13 protein-coding genes are annotated in these 17,278 nt (G+C 72.7%); 9 read left to right on the forward strand and 4 right to left on the reverse strand.

The window, feature by feature from the left end:
• Window positions 1-36 precede the first annotated feature (36 nt).
• From OIE49_RS21665 to OIE49_RS21685, 5 genes are all read left to right on the forward strand, one after another.
• On the forward strand, window positions 37-1,683 hold the full coding sequence (locus tag OIE49_RS21665; protein WP_326806294.1) for a serine/threonine-protein kinase: 1,647 nt from the start codon (window positions 37-39) through the stop codon (window positions 1,681-1,683).
• An 86-nt stretch (window positions 1,684-1,769) separates the two neighbouring features.
• Window positions 1,770-3,446 (forward strand): serine/threonine-protein kinase, encoded by a 1,677-nt coding sequence (locus OIE49_RS21670; protein WP_326803715.1) that lies wholly within the window; start codon window positions 1,770-1,772, stop codon window positions 3,444-3,446.
• 54 nt (window positions 3,447-3,500) lie between these two features.
• Window positions 3,501-5,207: a serine/threonine-protein kinase gene (locus OIE49_RS21675; RefSeq protein WP_326803716.1), complete on the forward strand. Its 1,707-nt coding sequence runs from the start codon at window positions 3,501-3,503 to the stop codon at window positions 5,205-5,207.
• Between the two features lie 124 nt (window positions 5,208-5,331).
• Window positions 5,332-6,945 carry a succinic semialdehyde dehydrogenase gene (locus tag OIE49_RS21680; protein ID WP_326803717.1) on the forward strand — a complete coding sequence of 538 codons (1,614 nt, stop codon included), beginning with the start codon at window positions 5,332-5,334 and terminating at the stop codon, window positions 6,943-6,945.
• Window positions 6,946-7,021: 76 nt separating this feature from the next.
• The gene (locus tag OIE49_RS21685; protein ID WP_326803718.1) at window positions 7,022-8,818 is read left to right on the forward strand and encodes a GMC family oxidoreductase; all 1,797 of its coding nucleotides are present in this window, start codon (window positions 7,022-7,024) and stop codon (window positions 8,816-8,818) included.
• Window positions 8,819-9,324: 506 nt separating this feature from the next.
• Here the strand turns inward: OIE49_RS21685 and OIE49_RS21690 are convergent.
• The gene (locus tag OIE49_RS21690) at window positions 9,325-9,636 is read right to left on the reverse strand and encodes a chorismate mutase (protein ID WP_326803719.1); all 312 of its coding nucleotides are present in this window, start codon (window positions 9,634-9,636) and stop codon (window positions 9,325-9,327) included.
• 377 nt (window positions 9,637-10,013) lie between these two features.
• On the opposite strand from OIE49_RS21690, the gene guaA reads away from it, so the two are divergent.
• On the forward strand, window positions 10,014-11,594 hold the full coding sequence (gene guaA / locus OIE49_RS21695) for a glutamine-hydrolyzing GMP synthase (protein ID WP_326803720.1): 1,581 nt from the start codon (window positions 10,014-10,016) through the stop codon (window positions 11,592-11,594).
• A gap of 12 nt (window positions 11,595-11,606) precedes the next feature.
• Here guaA and OIE49_RS21700 read toward each other — a convergent pair whose 3' ends face one another.
• Window positions 11,607-12,080 (reverse strand): pyridoxamine 5'-phosphate oxidase family protein, encoded by a 474-nt coding sequence (locus OIE49_RS21700; protein WP_326803721.1) that lies wholly within the window; start codon window positions 12,078-12,080, stop codon window positions 11,607-11,609.
• A 219-nt stretch (window positions 12,081-12,299) separates the two neighbouring features.
• On the opposite strand from OIE49_RS21700, the gene OIE49_RS21705 reads away from it, so the two are divergent.
• The 3 genes from OIE49_RS21705 (at window position 12,300) to OIE49_RS21715 (ending at window position 15,352) form a co-directional block, all read left to right on the forward strand.
• The gene (locus OIE49_RS21705) at window positions 12,300-13,100 is read left to right on the forward strand and encodes a class II aldolase/adducin family protein (protein ID WP_326803722.1); all 801 of its coding nucleotides are present in this window, start codon (window positions 12,300-12,302) and stop codon (window positions 13,098-13,100) included.
• Between the two features lie 216 nt (window positions 13,101-13,316).
• On the forward strand, window positions 13,317-14,588 hold the full coding sequence (locus tag OIE49_RS21710) for a hypothetical protein (RefSeq protein ID WP_326803723.1): 1,272 nt from the start codon (window positions 13,317-13,319) through the stop codon (window positions 14,586-14,588).
• 236 nt (window positions 14,589-14,824) lie between these two features.
• On the forward strand, window positions 14,825-15,352 hold the full coding sequence (locus OIE49_RS21715) for a DoxX family membrane protein (RefSeq protein ID WP_326803724.1): 528 nt from the start codon (window positions 14,825-14,827) through the stop codon (window positions 15,350-15,352).
• Window position 15,353: 1 nt separating this feature from the next.
• Here OIE49_RS21715 and OIE49_RS21720 read toward each other — a convergent pair whose 3' ends face one another.
• On the reverse strand, window positions 15,354-15,593 hold the full coding sequence (locus tag OIE49_RS21720) for a hypothetical protein (RefSeq protein ID WP_326803725.1): 240 nt from the start codon (window positions 15,591-15,593) through the stop codon (window positions 15,354-15,356).
• A complete protein-coding gene (locus tag OIE49_RS21725; RefSeq protein WP_326803726.1) occupies window positions 15,580-17,082 on the reverse strand; it encodes a PspC domain-containing protein in 1,503 nt (500 codons plus the stop codon). The genes OIE49_RS21720 and OIE49_RS21725 overlap by 14 nt, the downstream gene beginning before the upstream one ends.
• Between the last annotated feature and the right edge of the window lie 196 nt (window positions 17,083-17,278).

The following is a 17,278-nucleotide window of genomic DNA, read 5'->3' on the forward strand; positions in this document are numbered from 1 at the left end:
AGCCTGTCAAGACCACTGCGGGGAAACGTGAATCAGATGCAGGGCCTGCTCCTCTCGGGCCGCTACCGGCTCGCCGACGCCATCGGCAGCGGCGGCATGGGCCGGGTGTGGCGCGCGCACGACGAGGTGCTGCACCGGGCCGTCGCCATCAAGGAGTTGACCGCCGCGCTCTACGTCGCCGAGAGCGACCAGGAGGTGCTGCTGGCGCGCACCCGGGCGGAGGCACGCGCGGCGGCACGGATCAACCACTCCGCCGTCGTGACGGTGCATGACGTGCTGGAGCACGACGGCCGCCCGTGGATCGTGATGGAGCTGGTCGAGGGCCGCTCGCTGGCGGACGCGCTCAAGGAGCGGGACCGCATGGACCCGGCGGAGGCCGCCCGGATCGGCCTGTGGGTGCTGCGCGCGCTGCGCGCCGCGCACGCCGCCGGGGTGCTGCACCGCGACGTCAAGCCCGGCAACGTGCTGCTCGGCGAGGACGGCCGCGTCCTGCTGACCGACTTCGGCATAGCCCAGATAGAGGGCGACACCACCATCACCCGCACCGGCGAGGTCGTCGGCTCGGTCGACTACCTGGCCCCTGAGCGCGTCCGCGGCCACGACCCGGGACCGGCGTCCGACCTGTGGGCGCTGGGCGCCACCCTCTACACGGCGGTGGAGGGCCTGTCGCCGTTCCGCCGCACCTCGCCGCTGAGCACCATGCAGGCGGTCGTCGACGAGGAGCCGCGCGAGCCGCGGCATGCCGGCCCGCTCGCCCCGGTCATCGCCGCCCTGCTGCGCAAGGACCCGGCCGAACGGCCGCAGGCTGAGGAGGCCGAGCAGATGCTCGCCGAGGCCGCCGAGGGCCGCCGACCGAGCAGCGCGCAGGCGTACGTGCCCACGCAGGCGGCCGGACTCCCCCCGGAGACCGCCGCGCACGCCGCCGCGTACCCGGCCTCGGGGTCCTGGCCGCCGGCCACGACCCCGTACCCGGCGCCCGCGCAGGCCGCCACCGGACCCATGCCGCAGCACCCCGCGGTCCGGATGCCCAGGCGCCGCCGCACCCTGATCCTGGTCGTGGCCCTCGCCGCGCTCGTCGGCGGCGGCAGCGCCCTGCTGCTGCAGAAGTGGGACCAGGACCGGCGGCAGGACTCCGCCACCTCCCCGTCGACCCCGCCGCCGGAGACCACCACGCCCTCCACGCCCTCCTCGACCACCGACGCCTCCGGCGGTCTCCCGGACGGCTGGGTACGCGTTCGCGACCCCTACGGATTCAGCCTCGCCGTCCCCGACGAGACCTGGCAGCGGCAGGAGTTCGACGAGGCGACCCACCAGGTCGACTACACCCCCGACGGCGGCAAGCACTTCATCCGCGTCGCGGTGGACGACACGCCGGACTTCTCCACCGCTCACGAACACCAGCTCGACCTCGAGCAGCGGCTTCATCGGCTGGTCGACTACCGGCGGGTGGGTCTGGAGCCGAACACCTACCGCGACTGCCCGGGCTCCCGGTGGGAGTACACATGGACGGCCCTGGCGAAGGACATGCCGTTCCCCGGCCCGCGCCACGCCATCGAGGAGACGTACTTCTCCCGTGACGGCGTGGAGTACGCGATCTACATGTCCTCGCCGGAGGAGGACTGGACGCGGACGCGGCAGCAGTTCCAGACCGTGCTCCAGAGCTGGCAGCCGACCGCCGGCTGACCTCGCCCGCCGACGTCTGGCCGGGACGCGTCGTTGGCCGGTCGATGCCCCAAGAGGCGGGTGGTTCCTGCGGCATGATGGGGCGTATGGGGACCGAGGGGGACGACTTCCGTGTCATCGCGGGCCGTTACCGTCTGGAGGCGAGGCTCGGCCGCGGGGGCATGGGCATCGTGTGGCGGGCCACCGACCAGCTCCTCGAACGGCGGGTCGCGGTCAAGGAAATCCCGCTGGACGAGACCCTGTCCGCCGAGGAGGCCGCACTCCAGCGGGAGCGCACCCTGCGCGAGGCCCGCGCGGTCGCCCGGTTGCGACACCCCCACCTCGTCGTCGTGTACGACGTCGTCGTGCAGGACGAGCGCCCGTACATCGTCATGGAGCTGATCGACGGCGGCTCGCTGGCCGACCGGATCGCCGCGCGCGGCCCGGTGGACGCCGCCGAGGGCGCCCGCATCGGCGTCGCCCTGCTGAGCGCGCTGCGCACCGCGCACGCCGCCGGTGTCCTGCACCGGGACATCAAGCCGGCCAACGTCCTGGTGGAGTCGGACACCGACCGGATCGTGCTCACCGACTTCGGCATCGCGCGGATGGCCGGCGCGACGACGCTCACCGAGACGGGGTCCTTCGTCGGCTCACCGGAGTACACCGCTCCGGAGCGGATGTCCGGGGCCGGGACCGGGCCGGAGTCGGATCTGTGGTCGCTCGGCGCGCTGCTGTGCACCGCCCTGAGCGGCGAGTCGCCGTTTCGGCGCGACTCGCTCGGCGGCATCCTGCACGCGGTCGTCTTCGACGAGATCCGGCCGCCCGCGCAGGCCGCGCCGATCCTGCCCGTCGTACGCGGGCTGCTGGAGCGCGGTCCGGACCGGCGGCTGACGGCAGCCGAGGCGGAGCGGATGCTGCGCGCCTTCCTGGAGTCGGGCCGCACGCCCGGGCCGCCGGTCCGGATCGCGCCGACGCAGCGCGGAGTGCCGGTCACCTCCGATGCGCCCGGCCCGGCGCCGACCGACCCCGCCGCCCGGGCACCCGCCCGGTACCCCACCCGGAACGTGCTGGTCGCCGCGCTGCTGGTGGCCGCGACGGCCGGGGCGGGCGCGTCCGCCGTGGCACTGCTGATGCGGGGCGGCGGCAGCGACGGCGGGACGCCGACGAGTTCGGGCCCGCACATGCCAGAGGACGCCACGGGCGCCACGGACGGCACCGCCTCCCGGCCGAACACGCCGTCACCACCGTCTGCTTCGCCGCCGGGTTCACCCCCCGTCCCGGTCTCCACGGTCACCGTCACGGGATCCGCCCCGCCCGCCGCCGAGGGCGCCGTGCCGTCGGGCCACCACCTGGTGCACGACCCGGCCGGCTTCTCCGTCGCCGTACCGAACGGCTTCACCCGCGAGCCGCAAGGCGAGCGGGTCTTCTACGTGTCGCCCGGGGAGACCTTCCGCCTCGGCATCAAGGTGGCCCGGCCGGAGAGCGGAGGCCCGCTCGCGGTGATGCGCCGCGCCGACGCCGCGGGACCGGACACCAACCCCGGCTACCGCGACGGCCGCGTCACCGCCACCACCCACCGCGGACACCCGGCCGCCCTCTGGGAGTTCACCTGGAACGGCTTCAGCGCGGCGGAGGGCCCGCGGCACACGTACGACCTGTGCTGGGAGCAGGACGGGCGGATGTACGACGTGTGGGTGTCGGCGCCGGTCGGCAGGGTGCGCGAGGCCAAGCAGCACTTCGACGCCGCGGTCGGCGGTTTCGACGCACAGGTCACGGGTCGGTGACCGGATACGCTGCCTGCTGGAGCCGGCGGAGGCGGTCGCGATATGGATGGACGCATGAGCAACCACGGGGGCGCCCAGTACGGGGCCGACGATCCGACGACCTTCGCCCTGCAACCGCCGGACCCGCAGGCGCGGGTGCCCCACCCGCAGAGCCCGTACGCCGCCCCCGCACCGGGCGGTGAGGACGGGCAGCCGCAGGCCACACGGGTGGAGCCGCAGGGTACCGCCCCCGGGCCGCGCGGCACCGACTCCGCGCGGCCGCCGGAGCACGGCGCCGGCCGGCTGATCGGCGGGCGTTACCGGCTGCTCGCCAAGCTCGGGCACGGCGGCATGGGGACCGTGTGGCGGGCCAAGGACGAGACGGTGGACCGCGAGGTCGCCGTCAAGGAGCCCCGGGTCCCCGACCACCTTCCCGAACGGGAGCGGATCAACGCCTTCGAGCGCATGCGCCGCGAGGCCCGCGCCGCGGCCCGGCTCGACCACCCCGCGGTCGTGGACGTCCACGACGTGGCCGTCGTCGACGGGCAGCCGTGGATCGTGATGGAGCTGGTGCGGGGCCGCTCGCTCGGCGACGCGCTCCAGGAGGGCACCCTGGACGCCCGCGAGGCGGCCCGGATCGGCCTGGAGGTGCTCGGCGCGCTGGAGGCCGCGCACGCCGCGGGCGTCCTGCACCGGGACGTCAAGCCGGACAACATCCTGCTCGGCCGGTACGACCGCATCGTCCTCACCGACTTCGGCATCGCCCAGATCGAGGGCGAGACCAACCTGACCGACACCGGCGGCTTCGTCGGCTCACCCGAGTACATCGCGCCGGAACGGGTGCTGGGGCAGCGCCCCGGCCCGGCCTCCGACCTGTGGTCGCTCGGCGTGGTCCTCTACGCGGCCACCGAGGGCGTCTCCCCGTTCCGCCGCAGCAACACCCCGGCCACCCTCCAGTCGGTCCTCAACGCCACGCCCGCCCCGCCGGCCGCCGCGCGGGGCCCGCTGGCCGAGGCCGTCACCGGCCTGCTGCACAAGGACCCGGCGCACCGGCCGCCCGCCGCCCGGGTGCGTGCCCTGCTGGAGGCGGCCGCCGCGCCGCCCGCCCCGACACCCACGCGGCTGGTGCGGCCCGCCGGGGGCGCCCCCGGCGGGCCGCGCCGCCTCCGGCTCGGGCGCGGGGCGTGGCTCGGGCTCGGCGCTGCGGTCGTCGCGGCAGCGGTGACGGCGTACGTCCTGATCGCCCACCCGTTCGCCGGCCCGCTGCCCGAGGACTGGGCGACCCATCACGAGCAGGACGTCGCCGCGACGATCGCCGTGCCGAAGGACTACCAGCGGCAGGTGCCGGACGGGAAGAACGACAAGAAGCACTGGGTGACCTACAGCGACTGGAGCGGCAGCATCACGGTCGGGCTGCGCCTGCTGAGGAAGTCGGAGGAACCGGAGCGCACCATCAAGGACTCCGCGGCCGCCCAGATGTACGACGACCTCGGCACCTTCAAGCAGTCCGGCAGCTATGAACTCGGCATGCCCCAGAACCCGGTGACCCACCCGAAGGAGTCGACGTACCGCGGCGGGCAGGCCGCCGAGAACACGGTCGTCTACACCACCGACGACAGCACGCACCCGACGCCGCGCGAGCTGCGGATCTTCTACTACAAGACCTCCGAGGGCGACCTGTACAAGCTCACCGTCGGCTACCCCGGCAAGGGGGACTTCACCGAACGCGGCCGCGAGGTGGCGCGTGCGGCGATCGCCAATCTGGACCTCGACGATCTGTGACAACGCCCTGATCAGCGCATTCGTTGCCAGTGATCACTGGCGCGCTGTGAGCACTCGGTGAATCCCGTGAATCCCTATTACTGACGGGTACACAAAGCCGTCCGACCGGCATACCCTGCGCGTCATGACGGACGCGCAGGCCCCGGCGAAGACCGGCACCAATCCCCAGGCCCCCGCCCCCGCGGGGGCCCGCACCGCCGACGACGTGGTGACCCCCGAGCTGGTCGCCCGGCTCACCAAGGGCGTCGCCGGATCCGGCCGGACCGCCAACCACACGCCGTTCACCGGCGACAAGCTCGCCGACCTGCCCGAGTCCACTCCCGAGGACGTGGCCCGCGCCTACGAACGCGCCCGCGCCGCCCAGGCGGTGTGGGCGCGGGTGCCGGTACGGCGGCGCGCGGCCGTCCTGCTCGACTTCCACGACCTGGTGCTCGCCCGCCAGGCCGAGGTCCTCGACCTGATCCAGCTGGAGACCGGCAAGGCCCGCCTGCACGCGCACGAGGAGGTGCAGGCCGTCGCCGTCGCCGCCCGGCACTACGGCCGCCGCGCCGCCGCCTACCTCAGGCCCAGACGGCACACGGGTGCCATCCCCACCCTCACGCGTGTCACCGAACTGCGCCACCCGCGCGGGGTGGTGGGCCAGATCGCCCCGTGGAACTACCCCCTGGAACTGTCCGTCGGCGACGCGCTGCCCGCCTTCGTCGCGGGCAACGCGGTGGTGATGAAGCCCGACACCGAGACCTGCCTGACCGCGCTGTGGGCCCGCGACCTGCTCATCGAGGCCGGGCTGCCCGCCGAGGTGTTCCAGGTCGTCATCGGCGACGGCCCGGTCGTCGGCCCCGAGGTGGTCGAGCACGCCGACTACGTCTCCTTCACCGGCTCCACCCGCACCGGACGCGAGGTCGCCCGGAGCGCCGCCGCCCGCCTGGTCGGCGTCTCCCTCGAACTCGGCGGCAAGAACGCCATGCTGGTGCTCGCGGACGCCGACATCGAGAAGGCGGCGGCCGGAGCGGTCCGCGCCTGCTTCTCCTCCGCCGGCCAACTGTGCATCTCCATCGAGCGGTTGTACGTCCACGAGGCGGTCGCGGACGCGTTCCTCGAACGGTTCGCCGCCCGTACGCGGGCGATGCGGCTCGGCACGTCCCTGGCCTACGGCGCCGACATGGGCTCGCTCGTCGGCGAGCGGCAACTGGCCACCGTCACCCGGCACGTGGAGGAGGCCGTCGCCAAGGGCGCCAAGGTGGTGGCGGGCGGCGTCGCCCGCCCGGACATCGGCCCGTACTTCTTCGAGCCCACCATCCTCGACGGCGTCGAGGACGCGATGGCCGTGTGCACGGAGGAGACCTTCGGCCCGGTCGTCTCCGTCTACCGCTTCACGAACGACGACGAGGCGATCGAGCGCGCCAACTCCACGCCGTACGGCCTGAACTCGTCCGTCTGGACGAAGGACGCCCGCCGCGGCCGCGAGGTCGCCGCCCGGCTGCGTACCGGCACGGTCAACATCAACGAGGGCTACGCCCCCGCCTACGGCAGTGTCCAGTCGCCGATGGGCGGCATGAAGGACTCGGGTCTCGGCCGCCGGCACGGCTCCGAGGGCGTCCTCAAGTACACCGAGGCCCAGACCGTGGCCCACCAGCGGCTGCTGCCCATGGCCCCGTCGCTCGGCATGGACGACGAGGGGTACGCGGCGTTCATGACCCGCAGCCTCAGGCTGATGAAGGCGTTCCGCTTCCGCTAGAACGCACCTGACGCACCCCTGGACAGCACTCCTGGACAGAGCCCCCGACGGCACCCGTTTCCGACGAGGAGAGCACGTGTCTCAAGACGGCCATGGCTACGACTACGACGTCATCGTCGTGGGCTCGGGGTTCGGCGGATCGGTCTCCGCGCTCCGCCTGACCGAGAAGGGCTACCGCGTCGGTGTCCTGGAGGCGGGCCGCCGCTTCACCCGCGCGACCCTGCCGAAGAACTCCTGGGACCTGAGGAACTACCTGTGGGCCCCGAAGCTCGGCATGTACGGCATCCAGCGCATCCACCTGCTCGGCAACGTCATGGTGCTGGCCGGCGCGGGGGTCGGCGGCGGCTCCCTGAACTACGCCAACACTCTCTACGTACCGCCGAAACCCTTCTTCGACGACCCCCAGTGGCGGGACATCACCGACTGGCAGGACGAGTTGAGGCCGCACTACGACCAGGCGCGGCGCATGCTCGGTGTGCGGCTCAACCCGACGACGACCCCCTCCGACGTTCATCTGAAGGCCGCCGCACAGCGGTTGGGCTTCGGCGACACCTTCCACATGGCTCCGGTAGGGGTGTTCTTCGGCGACGGCGAGGACGCCGACGGCACGACGACGGCGAAGGCGGGCGAACGGGTCGCCGATCCCTACTTCGGCGGGGCCGGACCGGACCGCAGGGCCTGCACCGAGTGCGGCGAGTGCATGACGGGCTGCCGGCACGGCGCCAAGAACACCCTCAACGAGAACTACCTGTACCTCGCCGAGAAGGCGGGCGCGGTGGTCCACCCCATGACGACGGTCGTGTCGGTCACGGACGACTCACGCGGCGGCTACGCGGTCGCCACGCTTCCCACCGACGACAAGAAGAAGGGCGCCGGCCGTCTGTTCACCGCGCCCAGGGTGGTCCTCGCGGCCGGCACCTACGGCACCCAGACGCTGCTGCACCGCATGAGGGCGAGCGGCCGGCTGCCCCATCTGTCCGCGCGCCTTGGCGAGTTGACCCGCACCAACTCCGAGGCGCTGGTGGGCGCCCAGACCGGCGACCGGCGCTACCGGAAGGCGACCGGGAAGCCGAGGGCGGACTTCACACGCGGAGTCGCCATCACGTCCTCCGTCCACCCCGACGAGAACACCCACATCGAGCCGGTCCGCTACGGCAAGGGCTCCAACGCGATGGGCGGCCTGTCGATCCTCCAGGTCCCCTACGCCGAGGGCTCGTCCAGGGTGACGGCCTGGCTGGCCAACGCCGCCCGCCACCCCCTGCTCGTCCTGCGCTCCCTGTCCAACCGCCGCTGGTCGGAGCGGACCATCATCGGCCTGGTGATGCAGTCCCTGGACAACTCCCTGACCACGTACCTGAAACCGGACGGCGTCGGCAGGGGACTGCTCACGGCCCGCCAGGGGCACGGCACGCCCAACCCCCAGCAGATCAGGGCCGCCACGGAGGGCGCCAGTGCGCTCGCCGCCGAGATCAACGGCTTCGCCGGGTCCAACGTGGGCGAGCTGATGGGCACTCCGCTCACCGCCCACTTCCTCGGCGGCTGCCCGATCGGCGCCTCGTCCGAGAACGGTGTCATCGACCCGTACCACCGCCTCTACGGCCACTCCGGCATCTCGGTCGTCGACGGTGCCGCGGTCTCGGCGAATCTGGGGGTGAACCCGTCGCTGACCATCACCGCTCAGGCCGAGCGGGCGATGTCCTACTGGCCCAACAAGGGCGAGGCCGACCCGCGTCCGGCGCAGGGGGCGGCCTACGAGCGTCTGCGGCCGGTGGAGCCACGGCATCCGGCGGTTCCGGCGGACGCCTTCGGCGCGCTGAGGCTGCCGTTCCTGGGGATGCCGCCGGTGCCGCCGAAGAAGTCCCGAACCGTCTGAAGGTTCGGGAAGGCGCGGGAAGGCTCGGGAAGGCTCGGGAAAGAAAGAAGACCTGCACCCCCCTCCTGGCGCAGGTCCTCCTCCGTCTGCTGATGTGACAAGGGGAGGGCGGGAAAGGTTGCGCTCAAGTCGGTGGGTTTCCTGTGTGTCCTGCGTCACATCTCTGGGGGTTCCGTATCCGCGCACAGAAGAAGGACCCCCGCGGCCTTGGGCGGCGGAGGCCCTACTTCCCGATTCCGGACCTGTGCGGTTTCTGTGAGCCGGCCGGCCCCGGGCGTCCCCGGAGCCGGCCGCTCATCCGGGTGACCGGGCTGCTGTCCCCTGCCGTCCGGTCACTTCCTGGAGCGAGGTCCCACGACGCACGGCACGATCCGCACGCCTCATCGCTCCGGAGATCCACGCGTGGTTCTTGCGGGCCCGCCCCTGGCTGGCACGGACACCGGGACAACGAGGCGGCCCGCGCGACGGTCACGCGCCGTACGGGTGAGGGTGCCGTGCGGCCGGGTTCAGACCCTGCCCCGGCACAGCTCCAGCAGGGTCATCGCCAGGGTCGTGCCCGGCTTGCCCAGGGCGTCCCTGTAGTGGCCGAGGATCTCCATCTCGCGGGAGAGGTTCACCCGCCGGCCCCCGGAGGCGATACGGGTCTCCTGGATCACCGCGGAGACGGCCATCCGTTCCTGGATCAGGCCGATGATCCGGTCGTCGAGGGCGTCGATGCGCTCCCGGGCGCCGGTGATCACGTGCGTGGCCTCGTCGGCGCGGGCACCGCTCGCGGCGGTGGCGGCTGGGGTCTGGGTGTGCGCTGCGGTGGCGGTCATCGCGGGGGCTCCTCGGTGATGTCGGATGCGGTGCCCCGGCGGACAAGGACCACAACGCCAGGCGCCCCGGACCTTGTCGGCCCGGGGCGCCTGGGAAGTGCTTGTCAGTGGCTCAAGCAGCACGACCATGGCAGCCGGTGGGCCGGTCGCCATAGGTAAAGGTGAAGGTCGTCTGCGCGAGCATGCTCCCAGTATGCCGCTCCCGGGCGCGGCATCCAACACGGCTCGCATGATGAGACGGGCGGCGGACGGGCCGCCGGGCGCGGGTCCGGGACGGGCGGCCCCCTGACGGCGGTCTCCGGGCGCCGGGGAGGCACTCACGACCACCTCGGTAGAATCGATACACACAAGGACCCCCCGACGCCGGAAGGCACCCCGTGTCATCAGCGACTCCCGCTGCCGCCGCCCCCGACACCGTCCTGGTCGTCGACTTCGGCGCGCAGTACGCCCAGCTCATCGCCCGTCGCGTCCGTGAGGCACGGGTCTACAGCGAGATCGTGCCGAGCTCCATGCCGGTTTCGGAGATGCTCGCCAAGAACCCGGCGGCGATCATCCTCTCCGGCGGACCCTCCTCGGTGTACGAGGAGGGCGCCCCGCGCCTCGACCGCGCGATCTTCGAGGCCGGCGTCCCCGTCTTCGGCATGTGCTACGGCTTCCAGCTGATGGCGCAGGTCCTCGGCGGCACCGTGGACAACTCCGGGGCCCGTGAGTACGGCCGCACCGGACTGGCCGTCTCCAAGCCCTCCTCCACCCTCTTCGAGGGCACCCCGGCCGAGCAGGACGTGTGGATGTCGCACGGCGACGCCTGCTCCGCCGCCCCCGAGGGCTTCTCGGTCACCGCCTCCACGGACGTCGTCCCGGTCGCCGCGTTCGAGAACGACGAGAAGAAGCTGTACGGCGTCCAGTACCACCCGGAGGTCATGCACTCCACGCACGGCCAGCAGGTCCTCGAGCACTTCCTCTACCGCGGTGCGGGCCTCGAGCCGAACTGGACCACCGGCAACGTCATCGACGAGCAGGTCGCCGTCACCCGCGAGCAGGTCGGCGACAGGCGGGCGATCTGCGGACTGTCCGGGGGCGTGGACTCCGCGGTCGCCGCCGCACTCGTGCAGAAGGCCATCGGCTCCCAGCTGACCTGCGTCTACGTCGACCACGGCCTGATGCGCAAGGGCGAGACCGAGCAGGTCGAGAAGGACTTCGTGGCCGCGACCGGTGTGCAGCTGAAGGTCGTCGACGCCGAGGAGCGCTTCCTCACCGCGCTCAAGGGGGTCAGCGACCCCGAGGAGAAGCGGAAGATCATCGGCCGCGAGTTCATCCGCGTCTTCGAGCAGGCCCAGGCGGAGATCATCGCGGACGAGGGCCCGGCGGTGGAGTTCCTCGTCCAAGGCACGCTCTACCCGGACGTGGTCGAGTCCGGCGGCGGCACCGGCACCGCGAACATCAAGTCGCACCACAACGTCGGCGGCCTGCCCGAGGACCTCGAGTTCAAGCTGATCGAGCCGCTGCGCAAGCTGTTCAAGGACGAGGTCCGCATGGTCGGCCAGGAACTCGGCCTGCCGGACGAGATCGTCCAGCGCCAGCCCTTCCCGGGTCCCGGCCTCGGCATCCGGATCGTCGGCGAGGTCACCAAGGAGCGCCTGGACCTGCTGCGCGAGGCCGACGCCATCGCCCGCGAGGAGCTGACGGCGGCCGGTCTCGACCGTGACATCTGGCAGTGCCCGGTGGTCCTGCTCGCGGACGTGCGCAGCGTCGGCGTCCAGGGCGACGGCCGCACCTACGGTCACCCGATCGTGCTGCGCCCGGTCTCCAGCGAGGACGCCATGACCGCCGACTGGTCGCGGCTGCCCTACGACGTGCTGTCGAAGATCTCGACCCGCATCACCAACGAGGTCCGGGACGTCAACCGCGTGGTCCTCGACGTGACGTCGAAGCCGCCGGGCACCATCGAGTGGGAGTGACCCCGCTCCGGTCTACGTCCGCCTGAGAGTCCGCACCGGCTCTCCGGGCTTCCAGACCCGGACGACCAGATGAGTGTCGTCCTCGACGCTGGTCCGTACGACCTCCGTCAACTCGGTGCGGAAGAGGTGGAACGGCTGCGGCGGTTCCACCTCTTTCACGTACGCGCCCTTCACCTCGGGATCCTCCACCTCGACCGCCCGCCCGGCGATCCGCGCGTCACCGCCGGCCATCGCGGTGTCCGGCCCCGGGTTCGCCTGCAGCGCGAACCTGGGATCCCGGCGCAGGTCGAACGCCTTGAGCGAGCCCGGCATCATGCCGAGCCACAGCTCGCCGTTCAGGAAGCGCACCTCGAGTCCCGTGGTGCGCGGAGAGCCGTCCCGGCGCAGGGTCACCAGGACGTGGTGCGGGAACGCCCCGAACCGCCGCTCAACGGTCGCGGCCAGTTCGGGTTCCGCGGCGGCGAAGGCCGCCCAGTTCGTTGCCATGTCCCAAGGGTGGCGCGGATACCCGACATCTTCTGTCGGGTTTTTTCGGCGGCAGGCGGGGGTGGCCGACGCGCAGGCGGGGCGACCCGGCGGTATTCGGCGGCATTCGGCCACGGAGCCGGTGTACCGCGCGGCATCTTCACCGTACGGCGCTCGTATCCCGGCCCGTTGGGCGGTAGCTTCCGGCCCGTACGTCGTCGATCCAGCGACGGAGGTCCCATGCACGGCCCCATCCCCACCCCGCCCCCGCCCCTGCCCACCGAGAAGCTGCAGTTCGCGATGCCACCGATGCACGAGTCGGTGGACGACGAACGCCGGTACCGCAAGGAGCGGCTCGCGGGCGCGCTGCGGATCTTCGGCCGGTACGGCTTCGAGGACGGCGTCTCCGGCCACATCACCGCCCGCGACCCCGATTTCAGCGACTGCTTCTGGGTCAATCCCTTCGGGATGCCGTTCAAGCACGTCACCGTGAGCGACCTGGTGCTCGTCAACCAGGACGGGCAGGTGCTCCAGGGCCGCCACCACGTCAACCAGGCCGCGTTCACCGTGCACGCCCAGGTCCACGCCGCCCGCCCGGACGTCGTCGCCGTCGCCCACTGCCACTCCGTGCACGGCCGCGCCCTGGCGGCGCTCGGTGACCTCCTGGATCCGATCACCCAGGAGAGCTGCGCCTTCTACGAGGACCACGCCGTCTACGGCTCCTACACCGGCGTCACCGTCGACGCGGAGGAGGGCCGCCGGATCGCGGCCGCGCTGGGCTCGCGCAAGGCGCTGGTGCTGCGCAACCACGGACTGCTGACGGTCGGCGACTCGGTGGACGCCGCCGCCTGGTGGTTCCTGGCCATGGAACGCTCCTGCCAGGTGCAGCTGACCGCCCGGGCGGCGGGCCAGCCGGTCCTGATCGACCACGAACCGGCGGTCGCGACCCGGGAGCAGCTCGGTGGCGACCTGGTGGCGTGGATCAACTACCAGCCCCTGTGGCAGGACATCAGCCGCAGCGAACCCGACCTGCTGACCTGAGCCCCTCGGCGTGCGGGACATCTCCGGACATCCCGCCTCCCCTGCGGAGAACGGCGCAGCCGGGTGCGGCCGGGTCAACACGGCGTTCCCGGCTTCACCCGCGCCGACTGGACCTGACGAACGCGAGCGGGGCGGTATAGGGCACAATTCGCTTTCTGCATAGGGGTGTTGTTGCCGCGGCCGGGCCGCGGGATCCGGGGAAGGCGGGCGTCGGGCGTGGCGGTGCAGGAGGCGAGGGGCGGCGTGGGCGCCCACGGGGGCGGCTGCACCTGCGGGGACTGCCCGCACGGGGCGCGTGCGGGACACCGGCAGGCTGTTGCCGCGTTCCTTCTCAAGCGGGACGAGTTCGCCGCGGGCCACGGCCTGCCGGCGGCCGTGGCGCACTCGGCGTCGGCCTCCCGGCAGTGGGTCTCGGAGGAGCTGACGCAGTCCGCTGAACTCGTCGCCGAACGGGGGCGGGCCGAGGGAGAGGCCTGGCTGGCGCGACTGTGGCGCTGGACGGCGTACACGGTGTGGGCGGTGGTCGTCCTGCTGCTTCTGGTGCAGGCGCTGACGGCGGTCGGCGCGGGCTGGAGCACAGCCAGGACGGCGGGACTGCTGGCGGCCGTCCTGGTGGCCGGGGCGCTGACGGCCGCCTCCTGGCTCCACCGGGCGCGCGGCGGGGCGCTCGCCCCGGTCATCGGCGAGGACAACCGGCTCTCCACCTCCCGCGCGGTGGCCGCCGGCTGGGTGCTCTTCGTCGCGTACGCGGTGCTGGTGCTGGCGGGCCGGCTCGCCGCGGCCTCGGACCACACCGAGCGCGACGCCCTGATCGCCGGGCTGGACCTGGCCCGCGGCGCCGGTGTGGTCACCGTGCTCGCCGTGGTGTCCGGAATCGCGGTCCTGGTGCGGCGGGTGGTCGGGCTGCGGGTGCTGGGGCAGCGGCTCCAGAAGGTGCGTGCGGACCGGCCGCGGGCGGCCGACCTGCTGACCGACGACGCGGGACGCGGCGCCTTCACGGACATCCAGTACGTGGTCATCAGTGCCGTCGCGCTGGTGTTCGCGGCGGTGCGGCTGGCCCGGCGCCCCGACCAGCTGCCCGACCTGCCGTGGGGGCTGGCGGTGGTCGTGCTGGTGTCCGCGGCGACCTACCTGGCGGGCAAGTACGCGGACGGCGGGCAGCCCGTCGTCCTCTCGGTGGTCCGGGCCCGGGAGGCCGGGGACCTGGACGCGCCGATCCGGACCGGCGACGACATCGAGATCCGGGGCGCCGGGTTCGTCCCGCCGGGTGCCCAGGGAGCCGACCGGCTGGCTCGTATGAGGGTCCGCATCGGCCCGGTCAACGTGCACGTACCCCTGGTCCCGGTCGCGGGCGGCTTCAGCAACCCCACGGACACGGCACTGACCGTGCCCGTCCCGGCGGACGTGGAACCGGGCCGGGTCGAGGTGCAGGTGGTCACGGCGGCGGGCGTGGAGACGAACCGGTACACGATCGACGTGACGGAGTGACGGAGTGACGGAGCAACGGGGCAGCGGAACGACGAAATGACGGCGGGCGACACCTCCGGCGGATCGGGCGCGATGGTTTTGTGGAGGGCCGTCAGCACACCGACTCCTTGGGACGCATGAGCCGAAGTCACGCGTAAGCCGGAAAAACCTCCCCGTGGGATTGAGCGGGCCCTGCCTCGCATACGTATGGTCGATTGAGGGACGCATACGACGGCGGTGAGAGGCGGCTCGCAGCGATGACCCACGTTCGTACGGAGACCCGGACCATGCAAGCTGAACCGAACCGAACCTGGCGGGACACAGCGGCCCGCTACGCCCTCCTGCCTCTCCGTGTCTTCCTCGGCGTCACCTTCATCTACGCCGGCCTCGACAAGCTCACCTCCAGCAGCTTCATGCAGGCCACCGGCCCCGGGTCGATCGGCGAGACGATGCGCGCGGTCCGTGACTCCGCCGCCGTCCCGGCCCTGGTCGACCTGGCCCTGAAGAACCCGGTCGGCTTCGGCTACACCATCGCCTTCGCCGAACTGGCCGTCGGCCTCGGCACCCTGATCGGTCTGCTGGGCCGCCTGGCCGCGCTCGGCGGCGCGCTGATCTCCCTCAGCCTGTGGCTCACGGTCAGCTGGCCCACCACCCCCTACTACTACGGCAACGACCTCGCCTATCTGATGGCCTGGCTGCCGCTCGTCCTCGCCGGCGCCCCGATGCTCTCCGCCGACGCCGCGCTGCGGGCACGGCGACGGCGAATGGCGGGGGAGTACCAGTAGCTCAGCCCGTCCCTTCCGTTCCCGCTCCGCCGGGAGTCCGGCGGGCGTCCCGGTCCCTGCGCACGGCCCTGTTCACCACCGCCGCCGCACCGCCCAGGCACAGGCCGCCGACGACCATCGGGACCAGCAGGAACGACGGGACGTGCCAGGCGCCGGCCGCGTCTCCCGCGTAGACCACGCCCGCGCCGGTGAGGAAGACACCGGACACCAGCTTCCCCGGCTGGAACTCATGGCGCAGCACGGTTCACCTCCACCTGTCCCATGCCGACGTGGAGCCTGAGGTCCACGGTCCCGGCGTTCTTGCTGCCCGCGGTCGCGGGCAGCGTGACCTGCTGGTGCCGGCCCGGAGCGACGTCCACGTCCTGTGAGGAGTCGCCCGGCAGCTGGATGTCGCCGAGCCCCACCTCGATGTTCGCCCGCACGGTCACACCCGCGGGCACGATCACTCGCAGCCGGCCCGCTCCCACCTGCGCCTTCGTCGTCACCGTCGCTCCCTTGCCGAGGCGTATCCGGCTCAGGTCCAAGGTGCCCTCCCCGGTGCCGAGGCGGTACTCGGGCCGGACCTCCGCCGTCGCCGCGGGCTGCCAGGTGCGGTGCCCCCACTGCGTGGTGACGTCCTTCGGAAGTGCCGTGGAAGCGGCGAGCAGCGCCGCGGTGACCAGGGCCAGCAGTATCGAACCGAAGCCCGTCCGCCCCAGGAACGCGCTCACCGCCATGCCCAGGCCGAGGACCGCGAGCGCGCAGGCGAGACCGGTCTGGAGGCTGGTGTTCAGGGCGTGGTTGTCCCAGGTCAGGCGGGTGCCGAGGACGCCGGCGGTCAGGGCCAGCAGGAACACCCAGCCGCCGATCCCGTGCGGGCCGCGGGGACGGGGCGGCTCGGTGCGTACGGGACGTGTGTACGCGCCGCCGTGCGTGCCGGCGCGTGCGCCGAGGCCGATGCTGACGGCAGCGGAGACGTCCCGAAAGTCCCAGCGGTCCCGGCCGTCACGGCCACCCCGGTCGTTCCGGCCGCGCGCGTCCTGGGGACCCCACAGATATCCCGTGCCGCCGACGTGGGTGCCGTCCTTGACTATCGGGTCGCGCCACCAGGAGGCGTGGATGGCGGGCACCGGCGGCGCCTGGGCCTCCGGCGGGGCGTCGGCGACGGCCTGGGCGGCGAGCGGATCGGGGCTGGGAGCCCCGCGGTGCTGCGACCAGTACCCGGCGCCGGCGAGCAGCAGGGACAGGACGACGCCGAAGGTCAGCACGCTGCCGTTGCCCAGCATGGACAGAAAGACCCCGCAGCCGACCAGCGCGAACAGCACGGCCGCAAGCGCCGGTCCGTCCACCCGGCCGGTGAGGAGCTTGCGCACCTCGTTCTCGTCCTCGTCGTCGTACGGCACGAAGAGCCAGGCGAAGCCGTAGAAGATGAGGCCTATGCCGCCGGTCGCCGCCAGCACGGCCAGCGTGATCCGGAAGATCACCGGGTCCATGTCGCACTGCCGGCCCAGACCGGCGCAGACGCCGCCGATCATCCGGTGTGCCCGGTGCCGCCGGAACCTCGGCACGCCCTCGGTGCCGTCCGACCCGGTATCGGCCTCAAAGTGCGCTCCCGGCGTCGCCCCCGGGCCGCGCTCCGCACCCGCACCCGCGCCGGCGCCGGGCACGGCGTCCCCTGGTCCGGTGCCCGGGGACGGGCCCGGGCCGGAGCCGGGCTCCGGCCTCTTCGCGGCGTGCTGGTGATTCGTCATGCGTCCATGGTGACGGGCGCGCGGCCGTGGCGGGAGCCGGGACGACCCTGGGCGAACCCTGATTCGCCCCTGAGCCGCGGCCGGGGATGCGTTCGACCGGCTTCCGTGCCGCGATCCGGGTGCCCGCGAGGAGCGGGCTGGAAGGGCAGGTTCGAAGATCAGGGGAGTCTAGGGGGCGGACCCTGATGCTCCCGCA

This window comes from Streptomyces sp. NBC_01788, assembly GCF_035917575.1.
Lineage (GTDB): Bacteria > Actinomycetota > Actinomycetes > Streptomycetales > Streptomycetaceae > Streptomyces.